The organism is Pseudomonas sp. Pseusp11, from assembly GCF_047304405.1.
Classification (GTDB): domain Bacteria; phylum Pseudomonadota; class Gammaproteobacteria; order Pseudomonadales; family Pseudomonadaceae; genus Aquipseudomonas.
Genome location: NZ_JBGLZF010000015.1, coordinates 14,810 through 38,991, shown reverse-complemented (window position 1 = coordinate 38,991; position 24,182 = coordinate 14,810). Strand labels below are relative to the sequence as shown.

The 24,182-nt window shown below is 59.3% G+C and carries 21 protein-coding genes and 1 pseudogene; 10 read left to right on the top strand and 12 right to left on the bottom strand.

What is annotated here, in order from left to right; all coding sequences use genetic code 11:
- Positions 1-131: 131 nt before the first annotated feature.
- The 7 genes from ACCC96_RS14300 to ACCC96_RS14270 all read right to left on the bottom strand — a co-directional run bounded on the left by ACCC96_RS14300 (position 132) and on the right by ACCC96_RS14270 (position 10,112).
- A complete protein-coding gene (locus ACCC96_RS14300) occupies positions 132-1,628 on the bottom strand; it encodes a diguanylate cyclase (protein WP_413696164.1) in 1,497 nt (498 codons plus the stop codon).
- 149 nt (positions 1,629-1,777) lie between these two features.
- Entirely contained in the window at positions 1,778-3,097 is a 1,320-nt protein-coding gene (locus ACCC96_RS14295; RefSeq protein WP_413696163.1) for an OprD family porin, read from the bottom strand.
- Positions 3,098-3,291: 194 nt separating this feature from the next.
- On the bottom strand, positions 3,292-3,516 hold the full coding sequence (locus tag ACCC96_RS14290; RefSeq protein WP_413696192.1) for a hypothetical protein: 225 nt from the start codon (positions 3,514-3,516) through the stop codon (positions 3,292-3,294).
- A gap of 296 nt (positions 3,517-3,812) precedes the next feature.
- A complete protein-coding gene (locus tag ACCC96_RS14285) occupies positions 3,813-5,177 on the bottom strand; it encodes a heavy metal sensor histidine kinase (RefSeq protein WP_413696162.1) in 1,365 nt (454 codons plus the stop codon).
- Positions 5,167-5,844, bottom strand: coding sequence for a heavy metal response regulator transcription factor (locus ACCC96_RS14280; RefSeq protein WP_007943491.1), 678 nt, complete (start codon positions 5,842-5,844; stop codon positions 5,167-5,169). Before ACCC96_RS14280 ends, ACCC96_RS14285 begins: the two co-directional genes overlap by 11 nt.
- A gap of 9 nt (positions 5,845-5,853) precedes the next feature.
- On the bottom strand, positions 5,854-8,955 hold the full coding sequence (locus tag ACCC96_RS14275; RefSeq protein ID WP_413696161.1) for a multidrug efflux RND transporter permease subunit: 3,102 nt from the start codon (positions 8,953-8,955) through the stop codon (positions 5,854-5,856).
- The gene (locus ACCC96_RS14270; protein WP_413696160.1) at positions 8,952-10,112 is read right to left on the bottom strand and encodes an efflux RND transporter periplasmic adaptor subunit; all 1,161 of its coding nucleotides are present in this window, start codon (positions 10,110-10,112) and stop codon (positions 8,952-8,954) included. The genes ACCC96_RS14275 and ACCC96_RS14270 overlap by 4 nt, the downstream gene beginning before the upstream one ends.
- Before the next feature lie 427 nt (positions 10,113-10,539).
- Between ACCC96_RS14270 and ACCC96_RS14265 the strand changes: the two genes are divergently transcribed.
- From ACCC96_RS14265 to ACCC96_RS14255, 3 genes and pseudogenes are all read left to right on the top strand, one after another.
- Positions 10,540-10,908 (top strand): DUF6124 family protein, encoded by a 369-nt coding sequence (locus ACCC96_RS14265; protein ID WP_413696159.1) that lies wholly within the window; start codon positions 10,540-10,542, stop codon positions 10,906-10,908.
- Positions 10,909-11,069: 161 nt separating this feature from the next.
- Positions 11,070-11,327, top strand: coding sequence for a hypothetical protein (locus tag ACCC96_RS14260; protein WP_018930146.1), 258 nt, complete (start codon positions 11,070-11,072; stop codon positions 11,325-11,327).
- A 139-nt stretch (positions 11,328-11,466) separates the two neighbouring features.
- Positions 11,467-12,222 (top strand): annotated as a pseudogene (locus tag ACCC96_RS14255) (transporter substrate-binding domain-containing protein); the annotation flags it as partial.
- Positions 12,223-12,277: 55 nt separating this feature from the next.
- Here ACCC96_RS14255 and ACCC96_RS14250 read toward each other — a convergent pair.
- From ACCC96_RS14250 to norR, 5 genes are all read right to left on the bottom strand, one after another.
- On the bottom strand, positions 12,278-13,027 hold the full coding sequence (locus tag ACCC96_RS14250) for a YkgJ family cysteine cluster protein (RefSeq protein ID WP_413696158.1): 750 nt from the start codon (positions 13,025-13,027) through the stop codon (positions 12,278-12,280).
- 83 nt (positions 13,028-13,110) lie between these two features.
- Positions 13,111-13,437: a hypothetical protein gene (locus ACCC96_RS14245; protein ID WP_413696157.1), complete on the bottom strand. Its 327-nt coding sequence runs from the start codon at positions 13,435-13,437 to the stop codon at positions 13,111-13,113.
- Positions 13,438-13,508: 71 nt separating this feature from the next.
- Positions 13,509-13,967: a GNAT family N-acetyltransferase gene (locus ACCC96_RS14240; RefSeq protein ID WP_026346085.1), complete on the bottom strand. Its 459-nt coding sequence runs from the start codon at positions 13,965-13,967 to the stop codon at positions 13,509-13,511.
- Between the two features lie 27 nt (positions 13,968-13,994).
- Positions 13,995-14,897 (bottom strand): chemotaxis protein CheV, encoded by a 903-nt coding sequence (locus ACCC96_RS14235; protein WP_018930150.1) that lies wholly within the window; start codon positions 14,895-14,897, stop codon positions 13,995-13,997.
- A gap of 286 nt (positions 14,898-15,183) precedes the next feature.
- Positions 15,184-16,737: a nitric oxide reductase transcriptional regulator NorR gene (gene norR / locus ACCC96_RS14230; RefSeq protein ID WP_413696156.1), complete on the bottom strand. Its 1,554-nt coding sequence runs from the start codon at positions 16,735-16,737 to the stop codon at positions 15,184-15,186.
- A gap of 147 nt (positions 16,738-16,884) precedes the next feature.
- On the opposite strand from norR, the gene hmpA reads away from it, so the two are divergent.
- From hmpA to cyoD, 7 genes are all read left to right on the top strand, one after another.
- Entirely contained in the window at positions 16,885-18,066 is a 1,182-nt protein-coding gene (gene hmpA, locus ACCC96_RS14225) for an NO-inducible flavohemoprotein (protein WP_413696155.1), read from the top strand.
- Between the two features lie 249 nt (positions 18,067-18,315).
- Positions 18,316-18,876, top strand: coding sequence for an ester cyclase (locus ACCC96_RS14220; protein ID WP_019651788.1), 561 nt, complete (start codon positions 18,316-18,318; stop codon positions 18,874-18,876).
- Between the two features lie 25 nt (positions 18,877-18,901).
- Positions 18,902-19,411: a disulfide bond formation protein B gene (locus tag ACCC96_RS14215; RefSeq protein ID WP_019582334.1), complete on the top strand. Its 510-nt coding sequence runs from the start codon at positions 18,902-18,904 to the stop codon at positions 19,409-19,411.
- Between the two features lie 827 nt (positions 19,412-20,238).
- Positions 20,239-21,183 carry a ubiquinol oxidase subunit II gene (gene cyoA, locus ACCC96_RS14210; RefSeq protein ID WP_026286728.1) on the top strand — a complete coding sequence of 315 codons (945 nt, stop codon included), beginning with the start codon at positions 20,239-20,241 and terminating at the stop codon, positions 21,181-21,183.
- Between the two features lie 3 nt (positions 21,184-21,186).
- Positions 21,187-23,217, top strand: a complete 2,031-nt coding sequence (cyoB, locus tag ACCC96_RS14205) for a cytochrome o ubiquinol oxidase subunit I (RefSeq protein WP_018930157.1) — start codon at positions 21,187-21,189, stop codon at positions 23,215-23,217.
- A 3-nt stretch (positions 23,218-23,220) separates the two neighbouring features.
- The gene (locus tag ACCC96_RS14200) at positions 23,221-23,847 is read left to right on the top strand and encodes a cytochrome o ubiquinol oxidase subunit III (protein ID WP_258672415.1); all 627 of its coding nucleotides are present in this window, start codon (positions 23,221-23,223) and stop codon (positions 23,845-23,847) included.
- Positions 23,848-24,177 carry a cytochrome o ubiquinol oxidase subunit IV gene (cyoD, locus tag ACCC96_RS14195; protein ID WP_007941629.1) on the top strand — a complete coding sequence of 110 codons (330 nt, stop codon included), beginning with the start codon at positions 23,848-23,850 and terminating at the stop codon, positions 24,175-24,177.
- Positions 24,178-24,182: the final 5 nt, after the last annotated feature.

Below are 24,182 nucleotides of genomic sequence, written 5' to 3'. Positions count from 1 at the left end.
AAGCAAAAGATCGCAGCCTTCGGCAGCTCCTACACAGGATTGTGCTCGACCGCGATATTGCGGCGTACATCGAATCTGTAGGAGCTGCCGAAGGTTCGGGCCGCGTTCGGACGATCTTTTGATTCTTGCTTTTAAACCGCGCAAACCACCCGGTTCCGCCCGTTTTCCTTGGCCTGATACAGCGCCTTGTCCGCTGAAAACAGCAACTGTTCCAGGCTGATATCGGTTGCTGTCGTCCAGGTACTGATACCAATACTGACAGTAATCGGTGACACATCACCTCCCACCAACGGCAATTGCTCTACCGCCATACGGATTTTTTCGGCAATCTGCTGAGCTCCAGCGCCGTCGGTTTCAGCCAGGATCACTGAAAACTCCTCGCCACCATACCGGGCGACCAGGTCCGCCGGCCGTCGGACATGGGTGTCGATCACCTTGGCCACCGAGCGCAAGGCATCGTCGCCACCCTGGTGGCCATGGCGATCATTGAACGCCTTGAAGTGATCGATATCGATCATCAACAGCGACAACGGCTGACCGGAACGTTGGGCACGAAACCATTCATGGTGCAGGGCCTGATCCAGGCTTCGGCGATTGGCCAGACCGGTCAAGGGGTCGGTGGCGGCCAGTTGTGCCAGTTCCTGCTCGGCACTTTGGCGTCGACGCAGCTCCCGGCAGAGCAACCAGGTCAGCCACAGCAAGCTAACGCACAGAGCAATGGTCGCAGAGCTGACCACCACTGCAGTGCGCTTCCAGGCCGCGAAGACTTCATCGCTGGACAGCGCAACGATGACGATCAACGGCAAGTTCCCGACCTTGGAGAAAGTGTACAAGCGCTTGTCATGGTATCGATCGGACATGCTGGTGAAGCTGCCGTTGCCTTCTTTGACGATGCGCTGAAAATTGGGGCGATTACTGAAGTTCTTGCCGATCAGTTCTTCGGCCAGACGGGGTTGCTGAGCCAGAAGAGTCCCGTCCTTGCTGATCAGATTGATCGTACTGTCGCGACCGATGCTCAAGCTGTTGAACAACTGATCGAAGTAACTCAAACGCATGGCGGCTTCGGCCACACCGAGGAACTCGCCCTGGGGACCGTTCATCCGGCGGCTGAAACTGATCCGCCAATCCTGTTCCGGCGCCCTGGCCCTGAAGGGGCGACTGATGAACATGCCCGGGTCCGGGTTGTTCACGTGGGACTGGAAGTATTCGCGATCGGCAAAGTTGCTCTTTCTGGGTTCCACCGAGGCCGAGTCGGCGATCACGTCGCCCTTGTTGTCGAGCAACAAGATGTTGCCCTTGTACGGCGCGGCAGTGGCGCGGTCGAAATAGGCCAGATGGCGGATGGCAGGGGAAACGCTCTTGAGGTCTTCACGCTGGGAGGCCGCGATCAAACCCAGCAGGGACACGTCATAGAGTTCGACATTGCGCAGCACGTCGGCGTCGATCAATTGCACGATATTGTTGGCGGCGCGAGCGGCGGACGATTCGGCGTTGGCGCGTTCGCGGATCAGCAGGAACGCGACAATGCTCAGTATTGCGATCACCAACAACACACTACTGAGAACCAGAAGCCGCTCCGAGCGTGTCGAACGGATCGGATCACGGGATTTCGCACTGTTCACACTCATGGTTCTGACTTCTGCAAATTAAGGCGTTATGAAAGTGCTTTTACAAGAATCGGGCAGAGTCCCAGAAACCGGTCGCGTCCAGCGCGCCTATATAAATCCCGGATAAAAAAAAGGCCAGCAAAACATGCTGGCCTTTTGCTAATTGAAGCTTAGAAGACATTCACCGGGTAGTCGACAATTACCCGGTATTCATCCGTGTCCTGATCCAGCGCCCCATAACCATTGCCGCCACGGTTAGACGCCCATTGCAGACGCATCGCCAAATCTTTAGCCTTGCCGCCCTGGACCACGTACTTGAGATCGATGTCTCGCTCCCAATGCCTGGCGTTTCTGCCGTTGGCGCTGTACCACGAGGCGTAACCGCGGCTGTCCGGATCGACCTTGGTCAGGTCCAGTTCACCCCGTGAGTAGGACACCGCCGAGGTCAGGCCGGGCATGTCGAGGCCAGCAAAGTCGTAGGCGTACTTGAGTTTCCACGAGCGCTCATTCGGACCGTTGAAGTCCGAATACTGCTGGGAGTTGTCGAGATAAATGCTGTCGCCCTGGCTGATGTAATCGAACGGCGTGTTGCCGTTGACCCGCTGGTAGGCGGCGGTGACGCTGTGATGGCCCACGCCGACGGTGAAATGCAGGCTGTAGGTGTTGTTGTCGATGTTGCCCAGCAGTGCATCGCCGGTGTCTTGCGTGTGATAGAAGTGCAGGCCCGGGTTGAGGCTGACCAAGTCATTCAGCGCATAGGTGTAATCCAGGTCGTAGTAGTACTGGTTCCAGATGTCCTTGAGTTCGGCCGCATACAGGCTGCTGGTCAGGCCCGGCAGGCCGCTCCAGGCCACGCCGGCCCAATTCAGATGCCGGCTTTCATCGCCATCGGCCAGGCTGCCATAGGACGTGCCGATACGGGTGTGGCCGCTCTGGTTGTAGAGTTTGGTGAAGCTGGCCTGACCACCCTCGATCATCAACCCGTCGACACTGTGGTTGGTCAGGCTGACGCCGCGAAAGGTCTGCGGCAGCATGCGGGTTTCGCCACCGGCGATCACCGGGTTGGCAAGGAACAGATCGCCGGCCTTCAATTCGGTATCGAAGGCCCGCATTTTCAGGGTGCCGCCAGCCGTGGAAAACGAGCCCGGTGCCTTGCCGTTGCCATCGCTGATCGGCAGGATGCTCGACCCGTCGGTGCCACCGCCGCCGTCGAGCTTGAGCCCGAGCATCGCGTGGGCATCAACGCCGAAACCGACGGTGCCCTGGCTGAAGCCCGATTCGAAGCGGCCGAGAAAGCCCTGACCCCATTCGATGTTGTCATCGGCCTTTTGCAGGCGATTGCGGTTCATGTAGTAGTTGCGGGCATTGAGGTTGAGGCTCGATCCATCGACAAAGCCTTCGCGGCTGGATTCGTCGTCGGCCTGCGCGTTGTTGGCCATCGTTGCAGCGATTGCAATGAACAGCGGACTGAATCTGAGAGGGAAACGCACGTGCGGTAAAGCTCCTTGGGTCAACTAAGTATTTCATTGTTTTGAAGTGCGGATGTTTGTTGTCAGGGAAGACGAACTGAAGGGGGTTAAAACCAGCACGAAAAAAAGCCGCTGATAACAGCGGCTTTGAAGACAACTTTTCAAAGGGAAGAGCCGATGAAAAGTGTCGAGGGAAACAGAGCGATACGTATGGATCAGCTGTCTTTCTCAATCCGTGGCTGGGCTTGAGTGCTTGACGCTTGAGGGGTTTGCGCAGCCTCTTGGGCCTTGGCTGTCAGTTCGCTTTGATACTGTTCGTAGGCTTTGGCGCGTTCGGCATTTTGTGCGACGAATGTCTGCGACTCTTCAGCCATGGCGAACGGAGACAGAAGCAAGGACGACAAAACGAAAGCGCTGGCAATACCCATACTGTTGGACATCTTTAAAACCTTCTTGCTTGGCAAGTGCTGTTTGATGGGGCAACGATAAGGGGCTTGGGCGAGGGGAAAAAGAGTGGATTGCATAAAGGACTGTTGCGCTAAAAGTAACAGTCCTTGAGCGCAGAAGGACATCCTGTGGCGAGGGGGCTTGCCCCCGTTCGGCTGCGAAGCAGTCGTAAAACCGGTTTGTGTGGTGTGTATGACGAAATGCGGTTGGATGTTTCAGGGGCCGCTTCGCAGCCCAACGGGGCGATGCGGCGCTCCGACAAGCCCCCTCGCCACAGGGTTCCGTCCTATCAGACTGGAAGGTGAATGCCGAATGTATTCATCCCATGATCACTGCGCACAAACACATCCCCGCCATGCATCAGCGCAATCGCCTTGACGATCGCCAACCCCAGGCCATGGTTGTTGCCGCTGTTACTGCGTGACGCATCGACCCGGTAGAAGCGTTCGAACAGGCGCGGCAGATGTTCATTGGCAATCGGCGATCCCGGGTTGGCGACGCCGATGCTCACTTGGTGCTCTTCGACTTCGATCCGCACCTGAATCACTTGCCTTGGCGCGGTGTGCTGCACCGCGTTGCTCAGCAAGTTGATCAACGCCCGGCGCAGGTGAGCGATCTCTATTCGCACCTGCGCATCGCCACTGACCTCGACCTGAACTTGCGCATCCTCAAGAATGAAATCCAGGTACTCCAGCGTCGTCGCTACTTCGTCAGCCAGCGAGGTGGACGTCAGTTGGGTGGCCTTGCTGCCCTGATCCGCGCTGGCGAGGAACAGCATGTCGTTGATGATCGAGCGCAGCCGTTCAAGCTCTTCGAGGTTCGATTGCAGCACTTCGAAATAGTGTTCGGCTGAACGCCCGCGTGTCAGTGCAACCTGGGTCTGACCGATCAGGTTGGTCAGCGGCGAGCGCAGTTCATGGGCCACGTCGGCATTGAACGATTCCAGCCGCGAGTAGGCCTGTTCCACCCGTTCCAGGGTGGCGTTGAACGAACTGACGAACTGATCGAGCTCCGGGGGCAATGGCGATAATTGCAGGCGCCCGGACAGCCTCGGTGGTGCCAGGCGTTGGGCTTCCTGCGACAACTTGATCAGTGGTTTGAGGCCGATCCGCGCCACCCAATAACCGAGTAGCGAGGCCAGCAATACACCGATGATCGCCAGGCTGATCAGGGCGATCAGCAAGTGGTGCTGTGTCTCGTAAAAGGTTTCGGTGTCGATGCCGATCATGAAGCGCAGTGGTGGGCGCTGGTCCTTGGCCGGCAACTCGGTTAGCAGCACTTTCAGCGGGTACGGATGGTCGGGCAATGCCATGTCGCGCATGCCCAACGGGCCTTGGGCGAACGCGCGGATCGACGCGTCGGGTTGGCCGTATTCATAACCGGGATTACCGCTGACCACCCAAAAGCGAATGCGCTTGTCTTCTTCGCTCAGCAGCTTGAGCTTGGCGTTGATCTTCACCCAATGCTCGGGCGTGCCGTAACGGTTGAGCGCCGATTCGAGCACGCTATAGCGGGCATCGAGCTCGGCTTCGGGCAGCAGGCCCAAACCCTTGTCGACCTGTTGATACAGCGCACCGCCGATCAACAGGAACACCAGCAGCGCCACCAGCGTAAACATCCCGCTCAGGCGCAGCGCGATGGAATTACTGGACACCACGGCTCTCCAGCACATAACCCATGCCACGAATCGTGTGCAGCAATTTCTCGTCGAACGGCCCGTCGAGCTTGGCCCGCAGGCGTTTGATCGCGACTTCGACCACGTTGGCGTCGCTGTCGAAATTAATGTCCCAGACCATCTCGGCGATGGCGGTTTTCGAGAGGATTTCCCCTTGTCGCCGCGCCAGTACGCTGAGCAGCGAGAACTCCTTGGCGGTCAGGTCCAGGCGGGTGCCGGCGCGGGTGGCTTTGCGGCTGATCAAATCTATCCACAGGTCGGCGATGCTCACCTGCACCGGCTCATGGCCACCGCTGCGCCGGGTCAGCGCTTGCAGGCGCGCCACCAGTTCGAGGAAGGAAAACGGTTTGCCAAGGTAATCGTCCGCGCCATCGCGCAGGCCTTTGATGCGGTCTTCTACCCGTTCGCGGGCGGTGAGCATGATCACCGGGGTTTGCTTGCGCGCACGCAATGCGCGCAGCACACCGAAACCGTCGAGGCCCGGCAGCATGACGTCGAGGACAATCACCGCGTAGTCACTTTCCAGCGCCAGGTGCAGGCCTTCAACGCCATCGCGGGCCACGTCCACGGTGTAACCCTGTTCCGTCAGACCGCGGTGCAGATAATCCGCGGTTTTTTCCTCGTCTTCGATAATCAGAACGCGCATGACCCCGCCTCAGTCTGTGGTCGCCAGCACCGGCTGCTGTGCTGGTGTGGGTCTATGAAATATCCGCTCAAGCCACAAGTATATGACCGGCGTAGTGAACAGCGTCAGCGCCTGGCTCACCAGCAAACCGCCGACCACCGCGATGCCCAATGGCTGGCGCAGTTCGGCGCCGGTGCCGTAGCCGATCATCAACGGCAAGGCGCCGAGCAGGGCGGCAAGCGTGGTCATGATGATCGGCCGGAACCGTGTAAGGCAGGCCTCATGGATCGCCTCCAGCGGTGGCAGGCCACGGTTGCGCTGGGCATCCAGCGCGAAGTCGATCATCAGAATCCCGTTCTTCTTGACGATACCGATCAGCAGCACCAGCCCGATCAGCGCCATGATCGAAAAGTCCTGGCCAGAGATCCACAGCATGATCACCGCCCCAAGCCCCGCCGAGGGTAGGGTCGAGATGATCGTCAGTGGATGCACGAAGCTTTCGTACAGCACGCCGAGAATGATGTACACCGCCACCAACGCCGCCAGAATCAACCACGGCTGGCTGGCCAGCGAACTCTGGAACGCCTGGGCCGCGCCCTGGAAGTTGCCGCTGATGGCGGCCGGCATACCGATGTCAGCCTTGGCCTGGTTGAGCATGATCACCGCATCACCCAACGCCACGCCGGACGCCAGGTTGAATGACAGGTTGGCCGCGGGGAACATCCCGTCGTGAGCGATGGACAGCGGGCCGATGGTCGGCGCATCGAATTTCGCCAGGGCCGACAGCGGCACCATTTCCCCACTCAGCGGCGAGCGCAGGTAGAAATAGTTGAGGCTTTCGGCCTTGCCGCGCTGTTTGGTGTCCAGTTCCAGAATCACGTTGTACTGGTTGGTCTGGGTCTGGAATTCATTGATCTGCCGCTGGCCGAAGGCGTCGTACAGCGCTTCGTCGACATCGCTGGCGGTCAGGCCGAAACGCGCCGCCGCGCTGCGGTCGATGCTGATGTGGGTGATGCTGCCGCCCAGTTGCAAGTCGTTGGAAATGTCGCGGAACGCCGGGTTGCTGCGCAGTTTTTCCGTCAAGCGCTGGGTCCAGGTACTCAGGAGGGCACCGTCGTTGCTCTTGAGCACATATTGGTACTGGGCGCGGCTCGGGCCGGAGCTGAGGTTGATGTCTTGCCCGGCGCGCAGGTACAGCACGATGCCCGGGACTTTCATCAGTTGCGGGCGAATCCGGTCGATGAACTGGCTGGCGGACACATCGCGGTCGCCACGTTTTTTCAGCGAAATCCAGAAGCGGCCGTTGGCGATGGTCTGGTTGCTGCCTGAAACGCCGACCGAGTGCGAGAACGTCTCGACGGCGGGGTCGGCGGCGACGATTTCGGCCATCGCCAAGTGTTTTTTCACCATGTCGCCGTAGGAAATATCTGCAGCTGCTTCGGTGGTGCCGAGGACGAATCCGGTGTCCTGTATCGGGAAGAAGCCTTTGGGGATGAAGATGTAACCGGCAATGGCCAGCCCCAGCGACAGGCCGAACACACCGATCATCAATGTCTGATGGGCGAGGGCGCGGCGCAGGCCCTTATCGTACAGCGCCAGCAAGCGCTCGCCGAAACCCGGCTTGCTGTGGGCATGATGCACCGGTGCGCGCATGAACAGCGCGGCCAGCGTCGGTGCCAGGGTCAGGGACACCACCACCGAAATCAGGATGGTCGAGGTCGCGGTCAAGGCGAACTCCTTGAACAGCCGCCCGACCACGCCGCCCATGAACAGCAGCGGAATGAACGCCGCCACCAGCGAGAAACTGATCGAGACCACGGTAAAACCGATCTCGCCGGTGCCTTTGATCGCCGCCTCGCGCATGCCGTCGCCGGCCTCCAGGTGCCGGTGAATGTTTTCCACCACCACAATCGCATCGTCGACCACAAACCCGACGGACACCACGATCGCCACCAGCGTCAGGTTATTCAGGCTGAAGCCCATGATGTACATCAGGGCGAAACTGGCAGTCAGCGACACACCGAGCACCGCTGTCACGATCAGGGTCGCCGACAGTTGCCGCAGGAACAGCGCCATCACCGCCACCACCAGCAGGATCGCGATCAGCAGGGTGACTTCCACTTCATGCAGCGAGGCGCGGATGGTCTGGGTGCGGTCGATCAACACCTTGACCTGCACCGAGGCCGGCAACATGGCATTCAGCGTCGGCAGGGCCGCTTGAATACGATCAACGGTCTCGACGATGTTGGCGCTCGGTTGCCGGAAAATCACCAGGTTCACCCCCGGCTGGCCGTCAGCCCAGGCCTGGATGTAGGCATCTTCTGAACCGTTGACCACTTTGGCCACGTCCTTGAGATGAACTGGGGCACCGTTCTTGTAGGAAACGATGAGTTGGCTGTAATCCTCGGGGTGGAACAACTGGTCGTTGGTGGACAGGGTCGAGATGCTCGACTCGCCGTACAACGCACCTTTGGCCTGGTTGAGGCTGGTTTGCTGGATCGCCAGGCGAATGTCCGCCAGGGTCAGGCCAATGGCGGCGAGTTTGTCCGCCGAGGCCTGCACGCGAATCGCCGGACGTTGCTGACCGGTGATGTTCACTTGGCCTACACCGTCGATCTGACTGATCTGACGGGCGAGCAGGGTTTCTACCAGATCGCTGAGTTCGGTGCCGGGCATTTGCGGTGAATTGATGCTGAGAATCAGCACCGGGCTGTCAGCCGGGTTGACCTTGCGCCAGGTCGGCAGGTTCGGCATGTCTTTGGGCAGTTTGCCGGCGGCGGTGTTGATCGCGGCCTGGACTTCCTGGGCGGCGGTGTCGATGCTTTTGTCGAGGGTGAATTGCAGGGTCAGGATGGTCGAGCCCAGGGCGCTGCTCGAGGTCATCTGGGTCACGCCGGGGATGGCGCTGAATTGCACTTCAAGCGGCGTGGCCACCGACGAGGCCATGGTCTCCGGGTTGGCGCCGGGCAGCTGCGCGGCGACCTGAATGGTCGGGAATTCCGCTTCCGGCAGTGGCGCAATCGACAGTCGCGGGAAGGCGATGACGCCGAGCAATATAAGGGCAAAGGTCAGCAGGACCGTCGCCACCGGATGATCGATGCACCACGCGGAAATGGAACCGTGGCCCTTCATGGTTTTGGCTCCGATTGGACCACTTGCGGTGGCTCGCTCAGTACCTGAACCGTCGAGCCGGGTTTGAGCCTCGATTGGCCGTCGCTGACCAGCACGTCGCCCGGTTTAACGCCTTTGATAATGTCCTGGCCGCTGCCTTGATAGACCATTTGCACCTGCACGGCTTCGACCTTGTCGCCGTTGACCCTGTACACGAAATGTTGATCGAGGCCGCGTTGTACGACCGTGGGCGGTACCACCAGCGCATTTTTATCCAGTGCAGTCTGAATCTTTACCGTTACCAGCAGGCCCGGCCAGAGTTTCTGTGCAGGGTTGGCGAATTCGGCCTTGGCGCGGATGGTGCCGGTGTTGGCGTTGATCTGGTTGTCGATCAGGGTCAGGTGGCCTTCGCCCAGCAGGTTGCCGGTTTCACCGTCAGTGTCGGCGCCGATGTAAGCCTTGACCGGTGCTTGCTGTGGATCGTTGATCAGGCCTTGCAGGGTCGGCAGCATTTGCTGCGGCAGGGAAAACTCCACGGCGATCGGGTCGATCTGGGTCACCGTGAACAGACCTTGGGTGTCGGTCATGCGCAGGAAGTTGCCTTCATCGACTGTGCGAATACCAACGCGACCGGTGACTGGCGAGCGAATCTGTGTGTAAGACAGCTGCACCAGAGCGGCGTCGATCGAGGCCTGATTGCCTTGGGCGGTGGCTTTGAGTTGGTTGACCAGGGCTTGTTGCTGGTCGTAGGTCTGCTTGGACACGCCGTCGTCGACACTGAGCAGTTTGTAGCGCTTGAGGTTGACCTGGGCCACTTGCAGTTGCGCCTGGCTTTCGCCCAGTTGCGCCCGGGCCAGGTCGAGGCTGGCGCGGATCGAGCGGTCATCGAGGGTGGCCAGCAGGTCGCCCTGGTTCACCAGTTGGCCTTCCTTGACCAGCAGTTTGGTGAGGATGCCGTCGATTTGCGGGCGCACGACCACGCTGTGCAAGGACAACACCGAGCCGATGCCGCTGACGTAGCGGGGCACATCTTTTTCGACGACGCTGACCACCCGCACGGGAATGGCGGTGGGGGCGGCCAGTTTGGTCGTGGCGGGTTTGGTGGCGTACCAAACGCCCGTCGCTGCCAGGGCGATCAGAAGGGCGGCGAGCAGGGCGGTTTTTTTCTGAATTCGCATGCGAGTGGGGCGCCGGCTGAGTGGTCTGGTTTTGTCAGGTTTATACCTTCCTTTATAAACCTGTTCGCCGGTCAGGAGCGTGACTGGTAACTGACGGCTCTGTCAGTTTGGACCGGGATCTTGTTTTGATCTTGGCGGCCTTATAGCCGACCAAGCTCTTTCGTCTGTACCTGCATGATCGTTCCCACGCTCCCGCGTGGGAATGCCGCCAGGGACGCTCCACGTTCCGCTTTTGAATGTTTAATGGATGTGCCTGAACGCAGACCTTTCCCACATATCTTTCAGGTTGTCCGTCGGAAGCGGGCTCTCTAGTCTTTGGCTGTCGCTGCACATTCAGCGACCGGGCGTGAGATCCCCGCAATAAGTAGGCGAAAGCCTCACGACCATAACGGTAAGTGATGGCTCCAATTGAGATTAGGAGCTACAGATGGATGACGGTAATTCTGATTCGAACTTCAATAAAACCAACCCTATCGCCGACACCCTGCGCGCCGAAGAATTACTCAAAGACCGCGAAGCCATAAAACGCGCCCTCGACTACTACCTCGATCCCCCAACGCCCTACACCGAAAAAAAACGCCGCCCCAGCACCATGTTCATGGTCGCCCCGAATATGGATACCGAAAGCCTCTTGGCCCACGCCTACGAATCGTTAGCCACGGCGAGTGTCCTGGCCAGCGATTTCTCCAACGACCTGACTGGCCCGCAGCGCTACACGGCGCTGGCGATTCAACAGAGCATCATGCTGGCGGAGCTGGCGGTGAACCGGGCGCTGGATAACGTCGATCCGGCGTAGACTGCGTTATCGTTCATCGCGAGCAGGCTTGCGATGGCGGTTGGTCAGTCGGCACAAAACCCGACTGACCAGCTGCAGCCTGCAGCCTCCGACACAGGTATACTGCCGCCTTTCGTGGCTCGCCTACCGGGCCCGACTCTTTAGCATCACCCGGAGCTTTCATGACTTCCCCGACACAACCGCCGGTTGCCGACGCTTTGCGCGACGACCAGGCAGACCTGCCCGACAGCGTCGACTCCAGCGCCGACAGCGAAACCAAAGCGGCGATCCCGGCGTTCAAGTTTCCGTTCAAGCCGGGCGAACTGGCCGCCGCGAAGAGCGCCAGCCAGCCTTGGTACAAGAATGGCGCCAAGAACGGCCACACCAAGACCCCGGGCGCAGCGCCTCCCGGCACTCGTCGTTCGATGGGCAAACGCTGACCGCCAGGCGTTTTTTGTCGGTAGCAGTTCCTTCTGTCATTGAGACAATTCCCACAAGGATGAGCGATTTGTCCTCTGGGAAGTCGGTGACCACTCATCAAAGATTCATGTCCCTGAATGCTTGATGACGGTCACCGAAATGCCTTTGGTAAAAATCTTCTCCCTGTTGTCGCTGGTGGTCCTGACCGCCGGCTGTGTTTCGTCTGCGGCCAATCCACAGATCCGTTTCGGGGTCGAGGCCCTGGTTCCCCCCTTCGAGAGTCGCAACGACAAAGGTGAGCTGGTCGGATTGAACATCGAACTGGGTAATGCGCTATGCGCCGAACTCAAAAAACGCTGTGTCTGGGTTGATCAGGATTACGCCACCAACATCCCGGCCCTGGAGGCCAACCATTTCGATGTGATCATGCCCATGACGGCAACGCCGGCGCGTCGAGAACGGCTCGACTTCACCGATAATCTTTATCCCTTGAACAGCCGTCTGGTGGCGCGTACAGGGGCGAATCTGCAGCCGGATGCGCAATCGCTCAAAGGCAAGCGTGTCGGCGTTCTGACAGGCACCAGCCGTGAGGCGTTCGCCAAGGCCCGTTGGGCTCCGGCGGGAGTGACGGTGCGCAGTTTCAATTTCAACAGTCAACTGATAGCCAGCCTGCTGGCGGGTGAGATCGACGTGACCCTGCAAGACTCGATTGAAATCACCCAGGCGTTTTTAAGTCAGCCTCAGGGGCAAGGATTTGATTTTTCCGGGCCTGCGCTCAAGGACCCCATGCTGGGCAGTGGCGTGGCGATGGCTGTGCGCCAATCCGACACCGCCTTGCGCGATGAGCTGAATGCGGCCCTTGAGCGTCTCAAGCAGAATGGCCAGTACCAGGCGATTACCGGGCGTTACCTGCCTCGCTAAGAGGTTAAAAAAACCGCTGCGCAAGGACACTGCGCGGCGGTTTGGCGGTTCAGGCTGCACGCAACGAAATAAACGCATAGTTCAGCGGCGCTTCAGTCACCACCTGCGCCCCGGCCGCCAGCACTTGCCCGGCGATATCATCGCCAGACACATGAAACAGCCATTCATCGCTCGACCCCGCCAGCGATTGCTGCGTCACTTGATCGATCACCATGGCAAACGCGGTCATGTCCGGCAGATAAGCGGTAAACCCATCGCCTTTCAGCGCTGTCGTCCGAATCCCCAATAGCGCGCAAATCGCATCCTTGGCCTGAATCTCGTCGCGATCCGCCTGGCGGGAGCGCTGGATCAATCCTGCCAATTCCTGATCGACCAGTTCACCGCCAACAATCAGATCCGGGCCTTTTGCCCATGACTCGGGCGGGCAATCCTTTGTTGCCGGGTTGAGCGGGATATGCGGGTTGATTTCCATCGGATAGATGCGGCACACCAGCGGGCGGCGTTCGTAGATGCGGCAGAGGTTGTCTTCGTCAAGATTCCGGCAGGGGCCGACGTTGTAGGCGGCGAAGGTGATCGCCACGTACGCTTCGCAGGTGCCGCTGCGAACCAGCGCCGAACGGCGTTCGGCGTGTTCGCGTTGTTGTGCTGGCAGGCCCAGGCCGTTGGCGAGAAAGGCTTCCACCAGCACGATCACCTGGCCGCCATCGGCCGCCCACATGCGGGCTTCGGCCAGTGTCAGGGGAACATGGTGGTCGGTGCAGCATTTGCCACAACCGACGCAGGAAAACGGTGTATTCATTGAACGGCCAGTGACCTGTGAGGGCATGAAACGGCGACAGAAAGCCACCGCAAAGGCCTGTGCCAAAGCAAGTTATGCGCCATTCACTGCGCTTTTGTGGTTGGACGGATGGAGTCCCATTCGGTGACGTAGGCGGTTTTGCTTTTCTTGTTGTAGAGGCACAGCTCGGTGCCTTGCTGGCCTTTCATGTGTTTTTGCGGGTACTGGCCTTGCAGCAGGAGTGCGGTATAACCGACCCGGTCATCGAACTGCGCGGCATTGCCGACGGGTTTGGTGTTTTTCAGGCCGCTGGCCTTGGTGCAACTGGCGAGCACGTCTTTGTCGAAGGCGGCCCAGGCATCGGGGCTGGAGGCGTGGGCCTGGGCGGCGAGGGTGGTGAGACAGAGGAAGGTCAGGGTGGTGGCTTTCATGATCGGGCATCCTTGGCGTGTAGTGGTCAAGGTCGGAGTATGCCTGATGGTTTGCTCGCGAAAGCGGTGTGTCAGGCAGGCACAGGCTCCCGCCGGACCACATACATCCCGGCACTTTCATACAAACCCCGCGCCCGAAGGTTGTCTTCCCGCACCTTCAAATCCACAAAACCTTCGCGGCGCTGCGCAAACACCTTGAAAGTATGGAGCAGCAGCGCACGGCCAAGTCCGAGGCCTCGAACACGCGGGTGCACCACCAAATCCTTGATGTAGGCACTGGTCCAGCACTGGGCGACGCCGACGATGCCTTCGGCATCCAGAGCGATGAAGCACAGGGTCGGATCGTATTCAGGATCGGCTTCAAACCGCTGTTGCCAGACTTCCAGCGCCGGTACGCGGCCGCCGCCATCCCGATAACCCAGTTCCATCAAGTGATGAACGGCTTCGGCAAGTTCGGGACGGTACTCGGTCAGCTCAACGCCATTTGGCCAAGTGGAAAGCGGCACATCCTCAGCGAGGTTGCGCCGCATCAGAAAGCAAAATTCCTCGGCCAACACTCAGTGACCTTGTTCGGCGACGACCCTGGCCGCCTCGATCAGGCACTTGGTCAGTTCTGGCGAGGAGAACTTGGTCAGCACCCCGTTGGCCCCGGCCAGTCGAGCCTTCTCGCTGTTCATCGCGCTGTCCAGCGAGGTGTGCAGCAACACGTAGAGGTGCGAGAAGTCCGGGGTTTCGCGCAAGGTGCGGGTGAAGGCATAGCCGTCCATCTCCGACATTTCGATGTCCGAGACGATCAGGTTGATCTGCTGGGCGGTGCCTTGCAGGTCCAGCAGGCAGTCGATGGCTTCCTTGGCGCTGCGGGCGGTGTGGCATTGCAGGCCGAGGTTGCGCAGGGTGTGCACCGATTGTTGCAGTGCGACCTGGCTGTCATCGACCACCAGAATTCGCGCATTGCCCAGTACTTCAGCCTCTTCCATGCTCAGTTCGGTCGGGGCCATTTCGATCTGCGCCGGCGCAATGCCGTGGATGACCTTTTCGATGTCCAGTACTTGCACCAGGGTGCCGTCGACCGACGTCACGCCGGTGATGTACGAGCGCACGCCGCCAGAGCCGAAGGGTGGTGGGCGGATGTCGGTGGTCAGGCAGTGGACGATCTTGCTCACCGCCTGAACGTGCAGGCCCTGCTTGGAGCGGCTGACGTCGGTGACGATCAGGCAGCCACCGTTCGGGTCTTCCAGCGGTCGTTCGCCGATGGCGCGGCTCAGATCGATCACCGACAACGACGCGCCGCGCAGGGTGGCGATGCCTTTGACGTGGGGATGCGACTCCGGCAGCTTGGTCAGCGGCGGGCAGGGGATGATTTCGCTGACTTTCAGCAGGTTGATCGCCATCAGCTTGCCGCTGCGCAAGGTAAACAGCAGAAGCGAAAGTGAATCTGCGCGGGCTTTGTTGGAAGACATAAAAACCTTCTGTGGAAAAGGTGAGGCGATTATGAGCATCGCCAACAGCTATCGATGCCAGGTTATCGACTTGTTGGGGGCTGGCTTTAGGGGAAATGCCCATTGCCAGCCAAACGGTGACCCTGTGGGAGGGAGCTTACCTGTGGCGAGGGGGCTTGCCCCCGTTGGAGCGCGAAGCGATCCCTGGTTTTTCCAGATAAAACTTCATCGCTAATTTCACGACCGCTTCGCGGCCGAACGGGGGCAAGCCCCCTCGCCACAAATACCGCCCAACATAATAACCGCGTTATTTCATACCCAACCGCTTGGCCATCCGCCCCAGGTTCGCCCGATCCAGACCCAACTCCCGCGCCGCGCTGGCCCAGTTGTGGTGGTGCCGTTCCAGGCAAGCGCTGATCAGTTGGCGCTGATAGTGCTCGGTGGCTCCACGCAAATCCCCTGAAACCAACTCAGCTGCCGGCGCAGCAGCCACGGGTTCCGACACGTGCTCAACGCCGCCATTGGGCAAATCCAGATCCGCCGCGCTCAAGCTGAGAATCTTCGGCCGTTGCGTGCAATTACCCAGCGCCTTCAGCGCGCTGCGACCAATCAAGTGCTCCAGTTCCCGCACGTTCCCCGGCCAACCATACCCCAACAACGCCGCTTGGGCATCGCTGGTCAGGCGCAGGCTGTTGAGGCCCATGCGTGAGCGGTTTTGCTCCAGGAAGTAGCCGCTGAGCAACAGCACATCCCGGCCGCGATCCCGCAGCGCAGGCACCAGCAACGGGTAAACGCTCAGACGGTGATAGAAGTCGGCGCGGTAGCGGCCGCTGCGTACTTCCTCGGCCAGGTCGCGGTTGGTCGCTGCGATCAGCCGCACGTCGACCTGATGTTCCTTGTCCGACCCTAGCCGCTGCAATTGCCCGCTCTGCAGCACCCTGAGCAATTTGGCCTGCACCGCCAGCGACAGTTCGCCCACTTCATCGAGGAACAACGTGCCGCCATTGGCCAGTTCGAACTTGCCGCGACGATCGTTCATCGCGCCGGTGAAGGCGCCACGCACATGGCCGAACAGTTCGCTCTCCACCAGGGTGTCCGGCAGGGCGGCGCAGTTGAGGCTGATGATCGGTTTGTCGGCCCGGGGCGACGCGGCGTGGATAGCCTGGGCCACCAGCTCTTTACCGACCCCGGTTTCCCCGGTGATCAACACAGTGAGATCGCTGCCGCCCACCAGGTTGATTTCTTCAACCAGGCGTTTGTAGGCCTTGCTCTGGCCAATCATTTCGCGGTTCTGCTGGCCGCTGGCCTGACGGTAAACCTCGGCGCGCTGATGTTCGTCTTCGGCGCGATTGGCCAGCCGTTCGATGCGCTCGGCGGCGTTTACGGTGGCGGCGGCGAGGCTGGCGAAGGCTTGCAGGGCGTCCAGTTCGATCGGTTCGAAGCGTTCAGGGGCGAGGGCGTCGAGGGTCAGCAAACCCCACGGACGCTCGTCGATAAACAGCGGGCAGCCCATGCAGTCGTGGACTTCCAAATGCTCGTGCAGGCCATCGACCAGGCCGTCATAAGGGTCGGGCAAGTCGCTGTCGGCGGCGAAGCGGGTCGGGCCGGGACTGCTGAGCAGCACTTCGAAGCGCGGGTGTTCGCTGATCTTGAAGCGTCGGCCGAGGGTATCGGTGCTCAACCCGTCCACGGCCAGCGGCACCAGCCATTCGCCGTCGAGTCGCAGCAGGGCGGCGGCGTCGCAAGGGAGCAGGGCGCGCATGGCTTCGAGCAGGCGCCGATAGCGCTCGCCTTCGGGTAGCTCGCGGGACAGGTCGGAGACCAGGGGCAGCAGGGTCGTGAGCAGTAATTTTGCAGTCATAATGACTCCGTGTAGTCGCTATGACTATAAAACGATGTGTGTCTTTATGACTACTTTGTTTTTAACTGTTTGATTTATAAGATTTTAATTGTTGGCATGGAAACTGATAAGCAAAGAGTATTCATATAAAGCCCAGGAGTTGCTCTTATGCTTAGCGTTCAAGACCGTGCCATCGTCAAGTCCACCGTACCGCTGCTGGAAAGCGGTGGCGAAGCGTTGATCACTCACTTCTACCGCATGATGCTCTCTGAATACCCAGAGGTTCGCCCGCTGTTCAACCAGGCTCACCAGGCCAGCGGCGATCAGCCTCGCGCCTTGGCCAATGGCGTGTTGATGTATGCGCGGCACATCGATCAGCTCGATCAGTTGGGCGACCTGGTGGCCAAGATCATCAACAAGCACGTGGCCCTGCAAATCCTCCCGGAACATTACCCGATCGTGGGCAGCTGCCTGTTGCGGGCAATCTCTGAAGTACTGGGCGACGAAATTGCCACGCCTGAAGTGATGAGCGCCTGGGGCGCGGCCTACAACCAACTGGCCGAAATCCTGATCGGTGCCGAAGCCAGTATCTACGACCAGAAAGCCCAGGCACCGGGCGGCTGGCGCGGCGCGCGGGAATTCATCGTGGCGGCCAAAGTCGAGGAAAGTTCGGAAATCACTTCGTTCTACTTCGAACCGGCGGATAAAGGGCCGATTCTCGCGGCCGAGCCCGGCCAGTACATCGGCATGAAACTGATCCTCGACGGCGAAGAAATCCGGCGTAACTATTCGCTGTCGGCGCTGGCTAACAAGGGCCAGTACCGCATCAGCGTCAAGCGCGAAACCGGTGGCCGCGCCTCCAACCATTTGCACGATCAACTGCACGTCGGCGCGAGCATCATGCTGTTCCCGCCAGCGGGCGACTTCACCCTGACCGCCAGCGACAAACCGCTGGTGCTGATCAGTGGCGGTGTCGGCATCACCCCGACGCTGGCAATGCTCGAAGCGGCGCTGGCGACCGAGCGGCCGGTGCATTTTATCCACTGTGCGCGCAATGGCAGCGTGCATGCCTTCCGCGACTGGATCGACGGGCTGGCCGAGCGTCATCCGCAGCTCAAGCGTTTCTATTGCTACGCCGAAGACGATGGCGTCAGCCCGGCGGCAGACAAGATTGGCCTGCTGAGCCAGGAGCAACTCGGCGAGTGGTTGCCGCAGCAGCGCGATGTGGATGCTTACTTCCTGGGGCCTAAAGGCTTCATGTCGGCGATCAAGCGTCACCTCAAGGCCTTGGGTGTGCCGGAGAAACAAAGCCGTTACGAGTTCTTCGGGCCGGCTGCGGCGTTGGAGTAAACGGTTGCGGCGACTCGGGAGACCGAGTCGCCTTCATCGCGGGCAAGCCCGGCTCCCACAGGATTGTTGTCGATCACAAACGTTGTGTACGACATCTATGCTGTGGGAGCCGGGCTTGCCCGCGATAGCGGCACCACGATCCTAATTCGTAAAAAACGCTTAAAGGTTAATCCGTTCTTAACCGGTTTATCGTTTATTCCCCGATGCTGATGATAGGCGCTCGTTCGTTTACATGATCAGGATCGCCCCATGACTCACATCATCTTCTCCTGCCGTTCAACCCTGGCCGGCCTCAGCCTGACCGCTGCGCTGCTGGCGAGTCCCTTTGCTTGCGCCGAGCCAGCCTTGCTCCAGCCGCAATCCCTGATCGTCGATCAGAGCCTGCCCAAGGCGCAGCGCGATTCCATGGAATTGGCCGCCCGGCGTTATGGCAGCTTTTGGAACACCGGGGAGGAGGCGTTGGCCAAGGCGGCGTTGTCAGAGCAGTTCGTCGACAAAACCCCGCCAGAAGGCCGGGTTCAGGGGCCGACCGGGCCGCTGCTGGCGTCGAAGTTCTTTCGCACGGCGGTGCCGGACCTGAGCTGCGAGATCGAACAAATGATCATTGCCGGTGATCGGGTGGTGGTGCATTTGCACTTTCGAGGGCACTTCACCGGCCCGTTCAAGGCTCTCAAAGGTCAGGGCCAGCGTGTAGACTTCCGGGCAACCGATATCTATCAGATCGACAACGGTCGCATCGCGGCCAATTGGCATATCGAAGACAACATCAGCCTGATGCAGCAGCTGCAAGCGCAGCCGCCGGCGAGCTGATCCACGGACACAGAAGGGAAACGCGATGAGCGAGGAAACAATGCGGTTGGGACGTGAACGGCGCTATCTGGTGTTGCTGGGCATCATCTGCCTGGCGCTGATCGGTGGCGCGCTGTACATGCAAGTGGTGCTGGGCGAGGCGCCGTGCCCGCTGTGCATCTTGCAGCGCTACGCATTGTTGCTGATCGCGCTCTTCGCGTTCATCGGCGCGGCGATGCGCACCCGCCGCAGCATCACGCTGTTCGAAGCGCTGGTGGTGATCAGCGCCATCGCAGGCGTCGGGGTGGCCGGGCATCACGTCTATACCCAGCTGTACCCGGAAGTCAGCTGCGGCATCGATGTGCTGCAACCGATCGTCGACGGCCTGCCGCTGGCGAAGATCTTCCCGCTGGGCTTCCAGGTCGACGGTTTCTGCTCCACACCGTACCCGCCGATCCTTGGTTTGTCCCTGGCACAGTGGGCGCTGACGGCGTTCGTGCTGGTCGTGGTGCTGGTGCCGCTGCTCACTTGGCGTAACCGCAAAGCGCTGCGCTGAGGCCGTCCGCCACAGCGTTGCAGGAAACAAAAAACGCCCCGGTCCTCGTTGAGAGACCGGGGCGTTTTGCATGTTCAAAGCTCAAATGAAAAGACCTTGATGCGCGACAATTTTGGATGCGGCATGTGTGCGACATGTTGTCACAGCTCGAGTGTCGCAAGTCATTTCAAGACATGGAATCGGGACACCTCAAGGTACCCAAAACAGGCTCTGCAAGCCACTACCGCTTTCAGTGCCAATCAGCCGAAACAGGCAGTTTTAACAGGGGCTGGCGAATTGCCAAAGCCCTTGTCACATAGGGGGTAGAGCAGGGTCTGAGGCGAGCGCAGAGCCCAGGAAGCTGTCTGAACTTCGCGCGGTACACCTACATTTTTTGGTGTTTTTGTTGAGAATTAATTTCGATACCATGGCCCACTTTTGCAAAAACCGTGAATGATTGTTGCTGGAACGGATAAAAATTATTTCGGGATGAGACATGGTTTATGAATCGCTACATATCTACAATCGCCCGCACTGAATTCCCGGCACTGCTCATCCTGACTCAGGCTTATGAGTAGAACAGGGCGTCGAGAAGCCTGATGGCTTCATGCGACCCCCCATTGTCGGTGCCTTCCGACGATCCGCACCAAATGGAATTGGTCTGTAACAAGGCCCTTGACCACGAATTCGAATAAGAACACACCGCAGGCCCAGCAATTGTCGAACCGCGTCTGACGCGCGACGGGCAGGCCCTTATTCAATCCAAGAAAAATGCCAACCCTTGGCAGGGTGAAGTGTTGGCGATCAAAACCCAACTGCATTGCGCAAGCTGCTTTAGAGGTCGTGAGATGAGTAAAAACAGGTACCCCAGACTACTAGGCTTATTGCCGCTGCTCGGCACGTTGTTGCTGGGAGGCTGCAACATGACCTTGCTCGATCCCAAGGGCCAGGTCGGCCTGGATGAGCGAAACCTGATCATCACCGCAACGCTGCTGATGCTGTTGGTCGTCGTGCCGGTCATCGTCATGACGTTCCTGTTCGCCTGGAAATACCGCGCTTCCAACCAGGACGCCGTCTACACGCCAAAATGGTCCCACTCCACCAAGATCGAAATCGCGGTGTGGACTATTCCGGTACTGATCATCATTGCCCTGGGTTATGTCACCTACAAGTCGACCCACGCACTGGATCCTTACAAGCCGCTGGAATCCGACGTCAAGCCGGTCACCATTGAAGTGGTCGCGCTGGACTGGAAGTGGCTGTTCATCTACCCGGAACAAGGCATCGCCACGGTCAACAAGATCGTGTTCCCGGCGCACACCCCGATCAACTTCAAGATCACTTCCGACGCCGTGATGAACTCGTTCTTCATCCCTGCTCTGGGCGGTCAGATCTACGCGATGGCGGGCATGCAGACCAAACTGCACCTGATCGCCAACCAGAACGCTGAAATGGACGGTATCTCCGCCAACTACAGCGGCGCGGGTTTCACCGGCATGAAATTCAAAGCTATCGCCACTTCTCAGGAAGATTTCGACGCCTGGGTAAGCGAAGTCAAAAAGGCACCTAAACAGCTTGAACAAGCTGAATACGCAGCCCTGTCCAAACAAAGCCAGAACAACCCAGTCGAGCTTTACTCCTCGGTCACGCCGAACCTGTTCCAGATCATCGTCGACAAGTACGAAGGCATGAAACCGGGCAAGCCAGTGCACCACGAGAAGAAAGAGCACGAAGTGGCCGCCATGGAAGGAATGGACATGAGTTCGCATTCAGCTGCCGGGGCAGAGGAGTAAACGATGTTTGGTAAATTAAGTTGGGAAGCGGTCCCGTTCCACGAACCGATCGTAATGGTGACCATCGCCATGATCGCGCTCGGTGGTCTGGCACTGTTCGCTGCAATCACCTACTTCAAGAAGTGGACCTATTTGTGGACCGAGTGGTTGACCTCGGTCGACCACAAGAAAATCGGCGTGATGTACATCGTCGTCGCCATGGTCATGCTGCTGCGCGGCTTTGCCGACGCCATCATGATGCGTACCCAGTTGGCCATGGCCACCGAGGGTTCGCCTGGCTACCTGCCACCTGAACACTATGACCAGATCTTCACCGCCCACGGTGTGATCATGATCATTTTCATGGCGATGCCATTCTTCACCGGCCTGATGAACCTTGCAGTGCCGTTGCAGATCGGCGCGCGTGACGTTGCCTTCCCGTTCCTGAACTCCCTGAGCTTCTGGCTGCTGGTTTCCGGCGTGGTGCTGATCAACCTGTCCCTGGGCGTTGGCGAATTCGCCAAGACTGGTTGGGTTGCCTATCCGCCGCTGTCGGGTCTGCAATACAGTCCGGGCGTGGGGATGGATTACTACATCTGGGCGCTGCAGCTATCCGGGCTAGGTACGACGCTGACGGGGGTCAACTTCCTGGCCACCGTGCTGAAAATGCGTACCCCTGGCATGAAGCTGATGGACATGCCGATCTTCACCTGGACCTGCACCTGGGCCAACGTCCTGATCGTGGCTTCGTTCCCGATCCTGACCGCTACCCTGGCTTTGCTGACGCTTGACCGTTACATGGATTTCCACATTTTCACCAATGAACTTGGTGGTAATCCGATGATGTACGTCAACCTGTTCTGGGCTTGGGGTCACCCTGAGGTTTACATCCTGATCCTGCCGGCGTTCGGTATCTTCTCCGAAGTTATCTCGACCTTCACCGGCAAGAAGCTGTTCGGCCACCATTCGATGATCTACGCTTCGGGCGCGATCTCGATCCTGGGCTTCATGGTTTGGCTGCACCACTTCTTCACCATGGGTTCGGGTGCCAGCGTCAACGCCTTCTTCGGTCTGGCGACGATGCTGATTTCCATCCCGACGGGTGTGAAACTGTTCAACTGGCTGTTCACCATCTACCAGGGCCGTCTGCGCTTCACCAGCCAGGTGATGTGGACCCTGGGCTTCATGGTGACCTTCGCCATCGGCGGCATGACCGGCGTACTGCTGGCCATCCCGGGTGCTGACTTCGTACTGCACAACAGCCTGTTCGTGATCGCGCACTTCCACAACGTGATCATCGGCGGCGCGGTATTCGGTTACATCGCAGGTTTCGCCTTCTACTTCCCGAAAGCGTTCGGCTTCAAGCTGCACGAAGGCTGGGGCAAGGCAGCATTTTGGTTCTGGATCTCCGGCTTCTTCGTCGCGTTCATGCCGCTCTATGTACTGGGCTTCATGGGTATGACCCGTCGCCTGAACGCCACCACCAACCCTGAGTGGGTGCCGTACCTGTACGTTGCCATGTTCGGTGCGGTGATGATCGCAGCCGGTATCGCCTGCCAGCTGATCCAGCTGTACGTGAGTATCCGTGACCGCAAGCTGCCGCAGAACATGTGCGAGCACGGCGACCCATGGAATGCCCACACCCTGGAATGGTCGACCTCCTCGCCACCTCCGTTCTACAACTTCGCCGTGCTGCCAAAAGCCGACGTTGTCGACCCGTTCACCGAAGCCAAGGAAAACGGCACCGCGTACAAGGCTCCGACCAAGTACGAGCCGATCCACATGCCAAACAACACCGCGACCGGTGTGGTCATGGGCGCACTGTTGACCGTATTCGGTTTCGCGATGATCTGGCACATCTGGTGGCTGGCAATCGCCAGCCTGGCAGGCACCGTGATCTACTTCGCGATCCACGCGGCCCGTGATGATCAAGGCTACTACGTGCCGGTCGACGTGATCGAGCGCATCGAAGCCGAGCAGCACAAGCGTCTGGTAGCAGCCGGGAAAGTCCCAGCCACCACCACCCGTGTTGAAACCTCGTTGGAACAGGCTTAAACCATGTCGAACTTAGTGACCAATGCTGGACACACCCATGTCGATGGACATGGGCATGATGACCATCACCACGACTCGGGCGAGATGACCGTATTCGGTTTCTGGCTCTACCTGATGACCGACTGCATTCTGTTTGCGTCGATCTTCGCAGCGTACGCGGTACTGGTTAACAACGTAGCGGGTGGCCCGTCGGGCCACGACATCTTCGAACTGCCATACGTACTGGGCGAAACCGCTCTGCTGCTGTTCAGTTCGATCACCTACGGCTTCGCCATGCTGGCGTTCTTCCGTGGCAACAAGAAGCAGGTCCTGGGCTGGCTGGCCCTGACCTTCATGTTCGGTGCCGGCTTCATCGGCATGGAGATCAACGAGTTCCACATGCTGATCTCCGAGGGCTATGGCCCTAACCGTTCGGGCTTCCTGTCCGGGTTCTTCACCCTGGTCGGCACCCACGGTCTGCACGTGACCAGCGGTCTGATCTGGATGGCGATCATGATGTACCAGGTGCAGAAAAACGGCCTGACGGCGACCAACAAGACCCGTCTGAGCTGCCTGAGCCTGTTCTGGCACTTCCTGGACGTGGTGTGGATCTGCGTATTCACCGTTGTTTATCTGATGGGGACTATGTAAATGGCTAACGCGCACTCTCATGACGACGCCGGTCACGGCAGCGTCAAGTCCTACGTCATTGGCTTCGTTCTGTCGGTAATCCTGACCCTGATCCCGTTCGGTCTGGTGATGTACCCGTCGCTGCCGAAGTCGCTGACCCTGTGGATCGTACTGGCTTTCGCCGTTATCCAGGTGCTGGTGCACCTGGTGTACTTCCTCCACCTCGACCGTTCCGCCGCGCAGCGTAACAACGTGATTGCGTTTGTTTTCGCCGCGATCGTGATTGTCCTGCTGGTTGGCCTGTCGCTGTGGATCATGTTCAGCATCCACACCAACATGATGGCGAAGTGAGGTAA

Bases quoted from the DNA above. Each gene is read 5' to 3' on its own strand.
- ACCC96_RS14300 (WP_413696164.1), bottom strand. From the start codon at position 1,628: ATGAGTGTGAACAGTGCGAAATCCCGTGATCCGATCCGTTCGACACGC.
- ACCC96_RS14290 (WP_413696192.1), bottom strand. From the start codon at position 3,516: ATGTCCAACAGTATGGGTATTGCCAGCGCTTTCGTTTTGTCGTCCTTG.
- ACCC96_RS14280 (WP_007943491.1), bottom strand. From the start codon at position 5,844: ATGCGCGTTCTGATTATCGAAGACGAGGAAAAAACCGCGGATTATCTG.
- ACCC96_RS14275 (WP_413696161.1), bottom strand. From the start codon at position 8,955: ATGAAGGGCCACGGTTCCATTTCCGCGTGGTGCATCGATCATCCGGTG.
- ACCC96_RS14270 (WP_413696160.1), bottom strand. From the start codon at position 10,112: ATGCGAATTCAGAAAAAAACCGCCCTGCTCGCCGCCCTTCTGATCGCC.
- ACCC96_RS14265 (WP_413696159.1), top strand. From the start codon at position 10,540: ATGGATGACGGTAATTCTGATTCGAACTTCAATAAAACCAACCCTATC.
- ACCC96_RS14260 (WP_018930146.1), top strand. From the start codon at position 11,070: ATGACTTCCCCGACACAACCGCCGGTTGCCGACGCTTTGCGCGACGAC.
- ACCC96_RS14250 (WP_413696158.1), bottom strand. From the start codon at position 13,027: ATGAATACACCGTTTTCCTGCGTCGGTTGTGGCAAATGCTGCACCGAC.
- ACCC96_RS14245 (WP_413696157.1), bottom strand. From the start codon at position 13,437: ATGAAAGCCACCACCCTGACCTTCCTCTGTCTCACCACCCTCGCCGCC.
- ACCC96_RS14240 (WP_026346085.1), bottom strand. From the start codon at position 13,967: ATGCGGCGCAACCTCGCTGAGGATGTGCCGCTTTCCACTTGGCCAAAT.
- ACCC96_RS14235 (WP_018930150.1), bottom strand. From the start codon at position 14,897: ATGTCTTCCAACAAAGCCCGCGCAGATTCACTTTCGCTTCTGCTGTTT.
- norR (WP_413696156.1), bottom strand. From the start codon at position 16,737: ATGACTGCAAAATTACTGCTCACGACCCTGCTGCCCCTGGTCTCCGAC.
- hmpA (WP_413696155.1), top strand. From the start codon at position 16,885: ATGCTTAGCGTTCAAGACCGTGCCATCGTCAAGTCCACCGTACCGCTG.
- ACCC96_RS14220 (WP_019651788.1), top strand. From the start codon at position 18,316: ATGACTCACATCATCTTCTCCTGCCGTTCAACCCTGGCCGGCCTCAGC.
- ACCC96_RS14215 (WP_019582334.1), top strand. From the start codon at position 18,902: ATGAGCGAGGAAACAATGCGGTTGGGACGTGAACGGCGCTATCTGGTG.
- cyoA (WP_026286728.1), top strand. From the start codon at position 20,239: ATGAGTAAAAACAGGTACCCCAGACTACTAGGCTTATTGCCGCTGCTC.
- cyoB (WP_018930157.1), top strand. From the start codon at position 21,187: ATGTTTGGTAAATTAAGTTGGGAAGCGGTCCCGTTCCACGAACCGATC.
- ACCC96_RS14200 (WP_258672415.1), top strand. From the start codon at position 23,221: ATGTCGAACTTAGTGACCAATGCTGGACACACCCATGTCGATGGACAT.
- cyoD (WP_007941629.1), top strand. From the start codon at position 23,848: ATGGCTAACGCGCACTCTCATGACGACGCCGGTCACGGCAGCGTCAAG.